The organism is Escherichia sp. MOD1-EC4550 (genome assembly GCF_963876935.1).
In the GTDB taxonomy this organism is placed as follows: Bacteria; Pseudomonadota; Gammaproteobacteria; order Enterobacterales; family Enterobacteriaceae; genus Escherichia; species Escherichia coli_F.
The window spans coordinates 1-14,067 of the sequence record NZ_CAWNSE010000023.1; the positions used below are offsets into that span (position 1 = coordinate 1).

At 51.0% G+C, this 14,067-nt stretch carries 12 protein-coding genes; 5 read left to right on the forward strand and 7 right to left on the reverse strand.

The window, feature by feature from the left end:
- Window positions 1–90: 90 nt before the first annotated feature.
- From thyA to ygdT, 5 genes are all read right to left on the reverse strand, one after another.
- Entirely contained in the window at window positions 91–885 is a 795-nt protein-coding gene (gene thyA, locus AACU19_RS16120; protein ID WP_000816232.1) for a thymidylate synthase, read from the reverse strand.
- 6 nt (window positions 886–891) lie between these two features.
- Window positions 892–1,767, reverse strand: coding sequence for a prolipoprotein diacylglyceryl transferase (gene lgt, locus AACU19_RS16125; RefSeq protein WP_000204658.1), 876 nt, complete (start codon window positions 1,765–1,767; stop codon window positions 892–894).
- A gap of 150 nt (window positions 1,768–1,917) precedes the next feature.
- Window positions 1,918–4,164, reverse strand: coding sequence for a phosphoenolpyruvate--protein phosphotransferase (gene ptsP, locus AACU19_RS16130; protein WP_000957918.1), 2,247 nt, complete (start codon window positions 4,162–4,164; stop codon window positions 1,918–1,920).
- Between the two features lie 12 nt (window positions 4,165–4,176).
- Window positions 4,177–4,707 (reverse strand): RNA pyrophosphohydrolase, encoded by a 531-nt coding sequence (gene rppH, locus AACU19_RS16135; protein ID WP_000564486.1) that lies wholly within the window; start codon window positions 4,705–4,707, stop codon window positions 4,177–4,179.
- A 352-nt stretch (window positions 4,708–5,059) separates the two neighbouring features.
- On the reverse strand, window positions 5,060–5,206 hold the full coding sequence (ygdT, locus tag AACU19_RS16140) for a protein YgdT (RefSeq protein ID WP_269218580.1): 147 nt from the start codon (window positions 5,204–5,206) through the stop codon (window positions 5,060–5,062).
- A 185-nt stretch (window positions 5,207–5,391) separates the two neighbouring features.
- Here ygdT and mutH point away from each other — a divergent pair, with 185 nt between their 5' ends.
- From mutH to AACU19_RS16165, 5 genes are all read left to right on the forward strand, one after another.
- Window positions 5,392–6,081 carry a DNA mismatch repair endonuclease MutH gene (gene mutH / locus AACU19_RS16145; protein ID WP_000082180.1) on the forward strand — a complete coding sequence of 230 codons (690 nt, stop codon included), beginning with the start codon at window positions 5,392–5,394 and terminating at the stop codon, window positions 6,079–6,081.
- Between the two features lie 68 nt (window positions 6,082–6,149).
- Window positions 6,150–6,863: a TerC family protein gene (locus AACU19_RS16150; RefSeq protein WP_000895624.1), complete on the forward strand. Its 714-nt coding sequence runs from the start codon at window positions 6,150–6,152 to the stop codon at window positions 6,861–6,863.
- A 137-nt stretch (window positions 6,864–7,000) separates the two neighbouring features.
- Window positions 7,001–7,219 carry a lipoprotein YgdR gene (gene ygdR / locus AACU19_RS16155; RefSeq protein WP_000758655.1) on the forward strand — a complete coding sequence of 73 codons (219 nt, stop codon included), beginning with the start codon at window positions 7,001–7,003 and terminating at the stop codon, window positions 7,217–7,219.
- 107 nt (window positions 7,220–7,326) lie between these two features.
- A complete protein-coding gene (locus AACU19_RS16160; protein WP_001199299.1) occupies window positions 7,327–8,367 on the forward strand; it encodes an NADP(H)-dependent aldo-keto reductase in 1,041 nt (346 codons plus the stop codon).
- A gap of 157 nt (window positions 8,368–8,524) precedes the next feature.
- Window positions 8,525–10,180, forward strand: coding sequence for a DUF4139 domain-containing protein (locus AACU19_RS16165; protein ID WP_105278281.1), 1,656 nt, complete (start codon window positions 8,525–8,527; stop codon window positions 10,178–10,180).
- Window positions 10,181–10,218: 38 nt separating this feature from the next.
- On the opposite strand, the gene lplT is transcribed toward AACU19_RS16165, so the two are convergent.
- Window positions 10,219–11,412 (reverse strand): lysophospholipid transporter LplT, encoded by a 1,194-nt coding sequence (gene lplT, locus AACU19_RS16170; RefSeq protein ID WP_000004624.1) that lies wholly within the window; start codon window positions 11,410–11,412, stop codon window positions 10,219–10,221.
- Window positions 11,405–13,564, reverse strand: coding sequence for a bifunctional acyl-ACP--phospholipid O-acyltransferase/long-chain-fatty-acid--ACP ligase (gene aas, locus AACU19_RS16175; protein ID WP_105278282.1), 2,160 nt, complete (start codon window positions 13,562–13,564; stop codon window positions 11,405–11,407). Before aas ends, lplT begins: the two co-directional genes overlap by 8 nt.
- Window positions 13,565–14,067 lie beyond the last annotated feature (503 nt).

A 14,067-nucleotide genomic window follows, 5' to 3' on the forward strand; every position in this document is an offset into this window, starting at 1 on the left:
GCTTTCCGGAACCCCCAGCCTAGCTGGGGGTTTTCTGTGCACAAAAAAACCGACGCACACTGGCGTCGGCTCTGGCAGGATGTTTCGTAATTAGATAGCCACCGGCGCTTTAATGCCCGGATGTGGATCGTATCCTTCAATCTCAAAGTCTTCGAAACGGTAGTCGAAGATGGATTCGGGTTTACGTTTGATAATCAACTTCGGCAGCGGGCGCGGTTCACGGCTTAATTGCAGATGAGTTTGATCCATATGATTGCTGTACAGGTGCGTGTCGCCACCGGTCCAGACAAAATCACCCACTTCCAGATCGCACTGCTGCGCCATCATATGTACCAGTAACGCATAGCTGGCAATGTTAAATGGCAGGCCGAGGAAGACGTCACAGGAGCGCTGATAAAGCTGGCAAGAGAGTTTGCCGTCTGCCACATAGAACTGGAAGAATGCATGGCACGGTGCCAGCGCCATTTTATCCAGTTCACCAACGTTCCACGCTGAAACAATAATGCGGCGGGAATCCGGGTCGTTTTTCAGCTGGTTCAGTACCGTAGTGATCTGGTCAATATGACGACCATCTGGCGTTGGCCAGGCACGCCACTGTTTACCATACACCGGACCGAGGTCGCCATTTTCATCGGCCCATTCGTCCCAGATGGTGACATTGTTTTCGTGTAGATAAGCAATGTTAGTGTCGCCCTGCAAGAACCACAGCAGTTCGTGGATGATGGAACGCAGGTGGCAACGTTTGGTTGTCACCAGCGGGAATCCATCCTGCAGGTTAAAACGCATCTGATGACCAAAAATGGAAAGCGTTCCGGTTCCGGTACGGTCGTTTTTCTGTGTGCCTTCGTCGAGCACTTTTTGCATCAGTTCTAAATACTGTTTCATGGTTCCTCAGGAAACGTGTTGCTGTGGGCTGCGACGATATGCCCAGACCATCATGATCACACCCGCGACAATCATCGGGATGGAAAGAATTTGTCCCATGCTGATGTACTGCACCCAGGCACCGGTAAACTGCGCGTCGGGCTGGCGGAAAAACTCAACAATGATGCGAAACGCGCCGTAGCCAATCAGGAACAAACCTGAGACAGCTCCCATTGGGCGCGGTTTACGAATATACAGGTTGAGGATAATAAACAGCACCACACCTTCCAGCAGCAGCTCGTAAAGCTGTGATGGGTGGCGCGGCAGCACACCGTAAGTGTCGAAAATGGATTGCCACTGCGGGTTGGTTTGCAGCAGCAAAATATCTTCTGTACGGGAGCCGGGGAACAGCATGGCAAACGGGAAGTTCGGGTCAACGCGGCCCCACAATTCACCGTTAATAAAGTTGCCCAGACGCCCGGCACCAAGACCAAACGGAATGAGTGGTGCGATAAAATCAGAAACCTGGAAGAAGGAACGTTTAGTACGGCGGGCGAAGATAATCATCACCACGATAACGCCAATCAGGCCGCCGTGGAAGGACATGCCGCCGTCCCAGACACGGAAAAGATACAGCGGATCGGCCATAAACTGCGGGAAGTTGTAGAACAGAACATAACCAATACGTCCACCGAGGAAGACGCCGAGGAAGCCCGCATAGAGTAAGTTTTCAACTTCATTTTTGGTCCAGCCGCTGCCCGGACGATTCGCCCGACGTGTTGCCAGCCACATTGCAAAAATGAAACCCACCAGATACATCAGGCCGTACCAGTGAAGCGCTACGGGTCCTATTGAGAAAATGACCGGATCAAACTCCGGAAAATGCAGATAGCTACTGGTCATCTGTCACCACAATTTCTTGTTATTTCGCTGAAAGAGAACAGCGATTGAAATGCGCGCCGCAGGTTTCAGGCGCTCCAAAGGTGCGAATAATAGCACAAGGGGACCTGGCTGGTTGCCGGATACCGTTAAAAGATATGTATATGATCCGCGCTATAACCCTCCGCGAATCAACCCGCCCATGCCGCGACGCTCCATAAAGGCTGCAACCTGATGGCGAACTTCGGTCGCCAGTTGCGCTTCCAGACTACGCTGCGCAAGGTTTTCTGCTTCGGCATAATCAATGCGCCGCAGCAGGTATTTTACGCGCGCTACAGAACGTCCGTTCATAGACAGATGGCGATACCCAAGCCCAATGAGGATTGCCACGCACATGGGATCGCCCGCCATTTCACCGCACAAACGGAGATCGATACCATGTATTTCCGCTTCCCGAGCGATCATCGCCAGAGCTCGTAACATTGCAGGATGAAGACTGTCATAAATGTTCGCCACCCGGGTATTGTTGCGATCAACGGCCAGGATGTATTGAGTCAGATCGTTGGTGCCAACAGAGATAAAATCGACCCGCTTTGCCAGATGCGGCAGCATAAATACCATTGACGGCACTTCAAGCATGATGCCGATACGTGGTTTGGGAATTTCGTAACCGATCATCTCCTCGACTTCACGTCCGGCACGTTCAATCAGGCGGCGTGCTTCGTCAACTTCATCGAGGCTGGTGACCATCGGCAACAGAATATTCAGGTTGCCCGTAGCGGCATTAGCACGCAGCATCGCCCGCACCTGAATCAAGAAGATCTCCGGCTGATCGAGCGTAATGCGAATCCCACGCCAACCCAGGCATGGATTCTCTTCGCTGATCGGCATGTAAGGCAGCTGCTTATCTGCTCCGACATCCAGCGTACGCAAGGTGACGGGTTTATCATTGAACATTTGCAGCATCCCCTGATACTGCGCCACCTGTTCTTCTTCCGACGGAAAACCACTTTGCAACATGAATGGGATTTCAGTGCGATAAAGTCCTATGCCATCAATACGGCTGCCCAGTTTTTGTTCATGTTCCGGGCTTAAACCGGCATTGAGCATGACTTTAATGCGCTCGCCGCTTTTTAACTGGGCGGGTAAATTGACGTCATCTTCCGCCAGACGGCTAAGCTCAATCTCTTCACTAATTAGCCGCTGATATTCTTGCAGCAGTACCGGCTCCGGATCGACCAGCAATTCACCGCGATAACCATCGACGATCAACGTCCGACGATGCAGCACCGAAGGCTGAATATCCGCGCCCATTACGGTAGGGATCCCCAGCGCACGTACCATGATCGCAGCATGGGAGTTGGCTGCGCCATCTCGCACGACAACACCGACTAAGCGATCCTGGGGCAGCTCAGCAAGCGTTGTCGCTGACAGTTCATCTGCCACCAGAATGAAACGTTCCGGCCAGGCGTTCGGCCCTTGATTAGCGTCATCAAGATGAAACAGCAATCGCTGACCCAGCGCACGTAAATCGCCAGCCCGCTCTTTGAGATAGTTATCGCTTAGCGCGGCAAACTGTTCGGCAAATTTTTCAATGACCGTTTTTACCGCCCACTCTGCCACCGAGCCTTTATCAACCTCGGCAAACAATTCGCGACGCAGCCGGGTGTCCGAAAGCAGGTGCGAGTAAAGATCGAAAATAGCCGCCGTTTCTTTTTGTGCACCGGCGGCAAAGCGTTTGCTGTAGCGGCGAAACTCGTTTGCCGCTTCTTCCAGCGCCCCGGTCAGTCGTTCGCGTTCCAGAGCCGGATCCAGCGTTGATGCCTGATACACCTGTTCCATTAAAGGTAACGTGGCATCCTGCCAGCCTTCGGCAATCGCCACACCAGGCGCTGCCGGTAATGCACGGATTCGCGTCTGGCGATATTGCCCAAACAAGGCAGTCAACTGCGACTGAGAAAGAATCGCTGCCATCTGGGTGGCAAGCGTCACCAGGAAGGATTCTTCACTTTCGTCATACTGGCGCAACTCTCGTTGCTGTACCACCAGTACACCAAGCAACTGGCGACGTTGAATAATTGGTACGCCTAAAAACGCGCGGAAACGTTCTTCTTTTACGGAGGGGATGTATTTGAAGCTGGGGTGCTTTTGCGCATCTGCAAGGTTTATCGGTTCCGCCAGCCTGCCAACCAGGCCGACGATCCCTTCATCAAACGCAAGCGTTACAGTGCGACCGCGTGGTTTTTTCAGCCCCCGGGTCGCCATCAGGTAGTAACAACGTCGGTCATGATCGGCCAGGTAGACCGAACAGACCTCGGTATCCATCGCAAGACAGATGTCGGTAACCAGAATATTTAACGCCTCATTCAGGCGTGGTGCGCTGGCTACCTTTTCGACTATTTCGCGCAGGCGAGTGAGCATAATTGGCGTGACTTAACCTCTTTTACGTCGATAAGCAGATGCGTTTTGTGGTTTTGGCGTATTATCCTGCAGCGCCATCACAACACTCGCGAACTCTTTCATTACCCTACGGTAGACATCACGTTTAAATGACACCACCTGTCTGACCGGATACCAGTAACTTACCCATCTCCAGCCATCAAACTCTGGTGTACTGCTGGTTTGCATATTGATTTCTGCATCGCCGCTCACCAGCTGCAAGAGAAACCATTTTTGTTTTTGGCCGATACAAACCGGCTTCGTGTCCCAACGCACCAAACGTTTCGGTAATTTGTAGCGCAACCAGTTACGCGTTGAAGCAAGGATTCGAACGTCTTTGCGGCTTAATCCTACTTCTTCAAACAATTCACGGTACATCGCCTGCTCTGCGGATTCTCCGGGGTTGATTCCGCCTTGCGGAAATTGCCAGGAGTGCTGACCAAATCGCCGGGCCCACATTACCTGCCCCTGGCGATTACAAATCACGATACCTACGTTTGGGCGGTAGCCATCGTCATCAATCACCGGACTACCTCAAAATAAAGCTTTATATACGAATGATTGTTTCATACTCCATGAAGACGGTAAACCACTCTCTGCAGGGCATTACACACTAATAACAATTGAATAACTCACAGTTATGTGCAGAGTTATAAACAGAGGAAGGGGTGGATAGCCGTTTTTATTCACCTTTTCTGTGGATAGAGTTGTGAAGAACTACGGAATTACTACGGGAAAACCCGGAGCATTCTGAATAAGCCTGATATCGACACTTTAAAATAATCATTACTAGTCAATGCATTACATGTAATTTAAGTAATAAAAAGGAGTAATTCGTGACCCAGGTCACACCTCTCATTTACAGGTTGGCGAAAGATCAACCAACGCCGTATTTATCCACAGAATGTGCCACTAAGTTAAGCACTGAACCACTAAAAACTGGAGTTTCGTCGCACGTCAAGGCTGTAAATGGAAACAGTAGTGGAGGTTTTTCACAGTTATCCCAGCTTTCTGTGGATAACATGGTGTAAGATCCTGTTTATTTTCAGTGACCAGATTTGGAAAACCCGTTGCAGTGTTGCGCAACTCGATTACCGACAATCTAAAAAGCAATATAAATCATAGAATTGAATAACGCATGTGGAAAAAGTTACACTGCGAATATTCGGCAAAGAACAGCTGTTTGTTTTTTAACCAAGGTATCATGACATGTCCCAACCTCGCCCACTGCTTTCTCCTCCCGAAACAGAAGCACAGTTGTTAGCGCAAGCACAGCAACTTTCCGGTTATACACTGGGTGAACTGGCGGCACTTGCTGGGCTGGTGACGCCGGAGAATTTAAAACGCGATAAAGGCTGGATCGGCGTGTTGCTGGAGATCTGGCTAGGTGCCAGTGCAGGGAGTAAACCAGAACAAGATTTTGCTGCTCTGGGTGTGGAACTTAAAACTATTCCTGTGGATAGTCTTGGGCGTCCGCTGGAAACAACATTCGTTTGTGTTGCCCCATTAACGGGCAATAGTGGAGTGACCTGGGAAACCAGCCACGTGCGCCACAAGCTCAAACGCGTGCTGTGGATACCGGTTGAAGGCGAACGTAGCATCCCGCTGGCGCAGCGTCGCGTAGGATCACCATTGCTATGGAGCCCGAATGAAGAGGAAGACCGGCAACTGCGCGAAGACTGGGAAGAATTAATGGATATGATTGTTCTCGGTCAGGTTGAGCGGATCACCGCTCGTCACGGGGAGTATTTACAGATACGCCCGAAAGCAGCGAATGCGAAAGCGCTTACCGAAGCCATTGGTGCCCGGGGCGAACGGATTTTGACGCTGCCGCGTGGCTTTTATTTGAAGAAGAATTTCACCAGTGCGCTGCTGGCCCGTCATTTTCTGATCCAGTAGCCATCGCTTTGACCTGCCGCTTTCCGGGCATATAATTACCGCTTCATTTTTTTGGCAGGGCTTTTTAGATGTTATTTGCATGGATAACCGATCCTAACGCCTGGCTTGCGCTCGGTACGCTGACGCTGCTGGAGATCGTTCTTGGGATCGACAATATTATTTTTCTTTCTCTGGTGGTGGCAAAGCTCCCCACAGCACAACGTGCTCATGCGCGGCGTCTGGGGTTGGCGGGAGCCATGGTTATGCGTCTGGCGCTGCTGGCATCAATCGCCTGGGTTACGCGCCTGACAAATCCGCTTTTTACAATATTCAGCCAGGAAATTTCCGCCCGTGATTTGATTCTGCTTCTGGGTGGCTTGTTCCTTATCTGGAAAGCCAGCAAGGAAATCCACGAATCCATCGAAGGTGAAGAAGAAGGGCTGAAAACACGCGTTTCATCATTCCTCGGCGCTATCGTGCAAATTATGCTGCTGGATATTATCTTCAGCCTCGACTCGGTGATTACCGCTGTGGGTCTGTCAGATCACCTGTTTATTATGATGGCAGCCGTGGTGATTGCCGTAGGCGTGATGATGTTTGCCGCGCGCTCGATTGGTGATTTTGTCGAACGCCATCCTTCGGTAAAAATGCTGGCGCTCTCTTTCCTGATTCTGGTGGGCTTTACCCTGATTCTGGAAAGTTTCGACATCCACGTACCGAAAGGTTACATCTACTTCGCGATGTTCTTCTCTATTGCGGTTGAAAGCCTCAACCTGATTCGCAACAAAAAGAATCCGCTCTGATACTCCGTACGCTCTCCTGCAGGAGAGCGTACTCACTCCTGTTACCCTCACAGTTTAAGATTTTCCTGCTTTCAAGATATATAACGTCGGTTTATAAAAAGACTATTATCATAGGTGGGCCAAATGAGGATAACCGGATGAAAAAATGGGCAGTAATAATTTCTGCAGTCGGACTGGCGTTTGCTGTTTCCGGGTGTTCCAGTGATTACGTCATGGCGACCAAAGATGGCCGTATGATTTTGACCGATGGAAAACCTGAAATTGATGATGATACCGGGCTGGTGAGTTATCACGATCAGCAAGGTAACGCGATGCAAATTAACCGTGATGATGTTTCGCAAATTATTGAACGTTAAAAAATAAGGTCAGCATCCGGCTGGCCTTAAGATTTTTCGCTTTCCCTTTTCCCTTCCCTCTGCCATTTTTATATTCCTTATGTCGTGATTATAAAAAGGAAACGGCTATGCAATATCACCGTATACCCCACAGTTCGCTGGAAGTCAGCACGCTGGGGCTTGGCACGATGACGTTTGGTGAACAGAACAGCGAAGCCGACGCCCACGCACAACTCGACTATGCCGTCGCTCAGGGCATTAACCTTATCGACGTTGCCGAAATGTACCCAGTGCCGCCGCGCCCCGAAACGCAAGGGTTAACCGAAACCTACGTCGGTAACTGGCTGGCAAAACATGGCAGCCGCGAAAAGTTAATTATCGCTTCCAAAGTGAGCGGACCGTCGCGCAATAATGACAAGGGCATCCGCCCGGATCAGGCGCTGGATCGGAAGAATATCCGCGAAGCTCTGCATGACAGCCTCAAGCGCCTGCAGACTGATTACCTCGATCTTTATCAGGTGCACTGGCCGCAGCGCCCAACCAACTGCTTCGGCAAACTCGGTTATAGCTGGACAGATTCTGCCCCTGCGGTTTCGCTGCTGGATACGCTGGACGCACTGGCAGAGTACCAACGCGCGGGAAAAATTCGTTATATCGGCGTGTCGAACGAAACTGCATTTGGCGTAATGCGCTACCTGCATCTGGCGGACAAACACGATCTGCCGCGTATTGTCACCATTCAGAACCCCTACAGTCTGTTAAACCGCAGTTTTGAAGTGGGTCTGGCAGAAGTCAGCCAGTATGAAGGGGTCGAGCTGCTGGCCTATTCGTGTCTGGGTTTCGGCACGCTGACCGGGAAATACCTCAACGGTGCAAAACCTGCTGGCGCACGTAATACGCTCTTTAGCCGCTTCACTCGCTATAGCGGTGAGCAAACGCAAAAAGCCGTCGCGGCGTATGTCGATATCGCCAGACGTCATGGCCTGGATCCTGCTCAGATGGCGCTCGCTTTTGTACGCCGTCAACCGTTTGTTGCCAGCACTCTGCTGGGCGCAACCACGATGGAGCAGCTGAAAACTAACGTCGAAAGTTTGCATCTGGAGTTAAGCGAAGACGTATTAGCTGAAATTGAAGCGGTGCATCAGGTTTATACTTATCCGGCACCGTGATCCTTTCGCCTGGTGTTTTGCACCAGGCGTCTCTTTTCCCCACTTTTCAGAATATATTCACTACTTTTCGCCACATCTTTCCTGACAAAGCGCAATAGTCTCTTTTGGTCAACGCCAGCGCGCGTTTCAATGTCTGTGCCCATTGTTAAGGATAACCATGTTGATTTTCAAACCTATTCCCCTCGCCATGTTGCTTACCGGGTGCCTGCCCTCCGCCTGGGGGGCGCAGTTAACTCAACCGCTAACACTCAAAGACGTCACTGTTTATCTGCATGGTGCCAGCCTACAAGGTGAAGAGATACTCAACTTACCGGCAGGTGAAAGCGAAATTATCTTTACTAATATCGCCAATTCAGTAACCGACGACAGCATCGCCATTTCTATCGATAACGGAGTGACGGTGCTTTCCTCACGTATCGCGCTAACGGAAATACAGCCGAATGCGCTGCCGTCAGATATTCAGCAACAGTTAAAAGCAGCAAAGGTGGAACAGGCAAAACTGACCGCCGAGAAAAACAATATCGCGGCTCAAATTAAGGTATTAGAGGCAAATAGCACATTAACCAATAAAAGTGCCGCCGAAGTTGGCAAGTATCTGCAAATGGTGAAAGAGAAAAATGGTGAGTTATTACAAGTCGACAATGAGTTGACGCAGAAACTTGCTGATAACCAGCTTGAAATTGAAAAGCTGGAGCAACGCGAGAGCATGAGTAACGGCGATTCGGTGGCAGCCAATGATCCGCAGGTTATTATCGCTAAGGTCTATGCCCCAAAAGCCGTCACAGCGAAAGCGGTGGTACGTTATATGACCCCTGATGCTACCTGGACGCCGATCTATGATATTCACGCCACTGCCATAAACCAGCCGCTGCGTCTGGTTTACAAGGCTAATATTCGCCAGTATACGGGGTTGCCCTGGAAAGGCGTTAATCTCGTGCTCTCGACCAGTGAACCTGATACTCATCTTACGTTGCCACACCTGGAAACCCTGTATGTGGATGTTCCGGAGTATGGTGGTGTAAGCGGCTCGCTTTCAGCATCACCCGTGATGGAACAGCGTTCGGAATATTCGTCTAACCAGGATGCCTCAGAATTGCAGAAAACCCTGAAGGCAGAGATGCAAAAAACAAGGGAGCGACAAGCCGGGCGCAAGTATGCCGAACAGGCAGTGCCAGCTTCGGCTCGACCAGAAAGTTTCACTGCGCAAAATGTCCGCTATGCGCTTTCGCTGCCGTGGCAAATCGACAGCGATAATACCGCGCGCACGGTGGTCATTAAGGAAGAGTCGGTCAGCGGTAAATATCGCTTCTTTGCTATTCCGAAGCTCAGTAATGACGCGTATCTCCAGGTGCAAATTAAAGAGTGGGAACAGTTAAATTTAATCCCCGGCGAAAGTCAGATCTTCTTTGGTAACAACCGTACCGGCGTGGGCTATTTGCAGCCGCCAGAAGATGGTAAGTCGCTGGATATTCAGCTTAACCGCGATCCTAAGCTGATTATTCAGCGTAAAGCCGTACTCAAAAAAGAGAATGCGTTATCTATCTTTAACGACAGCGCGGTACGCAACTTCAGTTACACCCTCAATGTAAAGAACAGCTACGGCGAAGCGGTGGATATCACTCTACTCGACCAGATCCCAGTCAGTGCTAACAGTGATATTACGGTGGAAAAAATGCAATATGGCCAGGCACAGTTTGATGCGAAAACCGGTGAACTGTCCTGGACGCTGAAACTGTCAGGCAAAGAGAACGTGAGTCTGCCATTCTCATACAGCGTGAAGTATCCGAAAGGTATGCACCCTTCGGGAATGTGATCTTCACCAGATGGCTGAATATGCCATCTGGTGAAAGCTTAATGACGGCGCTGCCAGATCCACAGCGCCGTTATTGCCAGCGCAAATAGCGCACCGAAGCCAATGCCAATGGGCACGACCGGGATGCCTACCATTACCGCCAGCGAGTAAATGCCCAGCATCAACAACATGGCGCTGTTTTCGCCAAGGTTTTGTACTGCAATCGCATTCCCCGCCCCGACGCTTTTTTTACCCCGCTCCTGTAGCAACGCATTGAGCGGAACGACAAAAAAGCCTCCCAGCACGCCAATCAGCATCAACAAGGCATAGGCTGGCAGCAGCTCGTGTTGCAGGGAGAAAATCAGTACCACCACGCCAATCAAAATCCCGGCAGGCATACAGCGTGACACGGTTTCCAGCGTAACTAACTTCGCTGCCGCACCTGCGCCAACCACGATACCAATCGCTACCATCGCGTTGAGATAGGTGGGCGTAGCGTTATCGGTAATACCCAGCGCCACCGGTACCCACAGCACCAACAGGAAACGCAGCGTGACACCCGCTCCCCAGAATAAACTGGTACCCACCAACGAAAAACGCGTTTCACCATTGCGCCATAGCGATGTGCAGGCATTCAGGAAACTGCGGGTCATGCTGATGAGATTCCAGGACTGCCCCGGACGCGCCGCCGCCAGTTTAGGAATGTAGATATTGGCAACGACCGCACCACCGTAGGCCAGTGCGCATGCGGCCAGGGCGACCAGGACATGCCAGTCAGCCAGTACACCACCGGCTACGGAACCGAGCAAAATCGCCGCAATGGTAGAGGCTTCCATTAAACCGTTAGCTTTTACTAACTTACTACCCGTGGTTAATTCGCCGAGAATACCGTATTTCGCCGGGGAATAGGCTGCCGCACCAACACCCACCAGCGTATAGCCGAGAAACGGATTGATGCCAAAGCAGATACTGGCTGCGCCCAGCAGCTTCAGGCCGTTGGCAAACATCATCACCCGACCTTTGGCGAAGCTATCTGCCACCTGCCCGACAAACGGCGCAAAAAGAATGTAAGCACCTACAAACACCATTTGCAGAATGGGCTGGCTCCACTCCGGATAGAACTGCGCTTTCAGTAACGCCAGAGTGGCAAACAGCAGCGCGTTATCGCCAAACGCAGAGAGAAACTGCGCCACGATAACCGCTTTCATCCCCTTCGACCACAACGAAGTGTTAGTGTGCACTGACTCACTCATCGTGTTGTTCCGCTTCGTCTACCCAGCTTTTCAACGTGACGAAGTCAGGTTTGCCGCTACCCAACAATGGCATCTGTTTCAGATAGCGAATATCGCGCGGTACAGCAAGCTCCGGCACGCCGTGCTCGCGGGCGTACTGTTGCAACTTATCGCGCGTCAGTTCGTTATCTGTGGTGAAAAGCACCAGCGCCTCGCCTTTGCTGGCATCGCTCTTAATCGCAGTGGCATGGACTTTATCTGGCGAAACACCAAGTGCCAGTTGTTCCACCATTTCCAGCGACACCATTTCGCCTGCAATTTTGGCAAAGCGTTTTGCGCGGCCCTGAATCTGCACAAAACCCTGCTCGTCAAAACGCACAATATCGCCAGTGTCATACCAACCGCGCTCCATTTCGCCGCGAACATTCTCGGCGGTAGGCACCTCGAGTACGCCAGGCTTCTCCACCCGCAGATAGCCGTTCATTATGTTCGGTCCTTTCAGTTGCAGGCGTCCGCCCTCTTCGATACCAGGAACCGCCAACAGGCGCGCATCCATTCCTGGTAGAATACGCCCTACCGTACCAGGTTTCGCCGCCATCGGTACGTTGATGGAAACGACTGGCGCGCACTCGGTCACACCGTAACCTTCAAGGATGCGCAGGCCAAATTTATCCTGCCAAAGCTGTTTGGTACTTTCTTGCAATTTCTCTGCGCCTGCCACCACATAGCGTAGACGATAGAAGTCATACGGGTTGGCAAAGCGCGCGTAGTGACCGAGGAAAGTCGAGGTACCGAACAACACGGTGCAACTGCGGTCATACACCAACTCCGGCACAATGCGGTAATGCAGCGGGCTTGGATAAAGAAACACTTCTGCGCCTGTGAGCAGTGGCGTAAACAGGCCTACTGTCAAACCAAAGGAGTGAAACAGCGGTAACGCCGACATAAAGCGATCGTTGGTAGTGAAGTCGGCAATCGTTTTAATTTGCTCGACGTTCGCCAGAATGCTTTTATGGCTATGGACCACGCCTTTTGGATGGCCTTCAGAGCCGGAGGTAAAGAGGATAAGCGCCTCTTCTTCTGGCTGTTGTTTTACCTGGGCCAGACGCGGCATCAACAGATGGGCAAAGATCCATATTTTGTCAGCAGTGGTGACATCTGCTTTTAAATCTTCCAAATAGACCCAGCGCACCTGAGTAAGTTGCTCCGGCAGATGCCAGAGTTTGCCTTTATCGAGAAACTGACGGGAAGTGAAGATGGTTTTGATTTCAGCTGCCGTAATGGCGCTGGTCAGCCCTTTTACCCCAGCGGTGTAGTTCATCATTGCAGGAATGCGACGACGGGCGATGGCCCCAAAAATCACTGCCGCACTGATGCCTGCATTGGGCAGCATTAAGCCGATGCGTTCGCCTTCAACACTGTATTTTTCAAGGATGCGTCCAACAAACAGCGTTTTCGTAAGCAATTTGCGATAGGAGTCCGGGGTAAAGTTAACGTCTTCGACACATTTCTTCCCGGCTCCGAAGCGGTACATTGCGCTCAGTAAAGATTCGTACAGCGTTTCACGCGGGCGCACCGCCATACGCGCTTCCATCATTATTTGATGCAGCATTTCACCAGCGATTTTGCGACGGTCACGGGCACGCGGCGCATCCGGCATCTCCACCTGCGTTGGTGGCAAAATATGCAGAGTAATTTGCGGAAACAAGCGACGTTTAACCAGACCTTTCAGGCGGCTGAAGTGCGTAAGTTCCGCCCCTTCAATACGCACAGGAATAACCGTTGCACCAGACTTCGCCGCGACAAATCCCGCGCCATCGTAGATTTTCATCAGCGAGCCAGTGGTGGTGATGCGTCCTTCAGGGAAAATCACCACTGGTCGGCCCTGTTCCACCAGACGTACCAGATGTTTAATCGCCATAGGTTGCGTCGGGTCGAGAGGAACAAAGTCGATAAATGATTTCAGCCAACGCATATACCACTGTTGGCTTATTGAGGTGTAAACGGCAAATACCGGACGTACGGGTAAAAACAATGCCAGCAGTATGCCATCAATAAAAGAAACGTGATTAGGCGTAATTAGAACGCGCTCGCCCTTCAGTGCCTTGGTGTCACCCGTAACGCGAACGCGATACAAAACACGGCACAAATTTCGAAAAAAGCTAAAAAGCATTCCAACTCCCTTTGCTCTGATTCAGTAAAAGCGAATGGAGGGAGATTACACGAGATAAAGAACGCGAGCGACAGTAAATTAGGTGCGAAAAAAAACCTGCGCATCCGCGCAGGTTGGTGCAAGAGACAGGGTACGAAGAGCGTACCGAATAATCTCACCAATCAATACCTCTGGGATCTTGATTGTGGTCTGCACGACGACTCTTCGCCAGCGAGAAAACGCAAAGGAATGAAGGGAAATGCAACGAGGTGTGTAAATTGTCGGTTACTGTTACAGATTGATGACCGGCAAAAAAAAACCTGCGCATCTGCGCAGGCTGGTGTAATTCATGTGCTCAACCCGAAGTTGACTTCACCTATCAATACCTCTGGGATCACCACTTTAGCAACCTGAAGCCAAACGCCACCAGCGGTCAATCGCAACAGCGTTTCGCAAAGTGTAACCAAAGGTTTGCAATCTCTTTTTTTGTCTTATTTATTTGCGTTTGGCTCACATTCCCACGA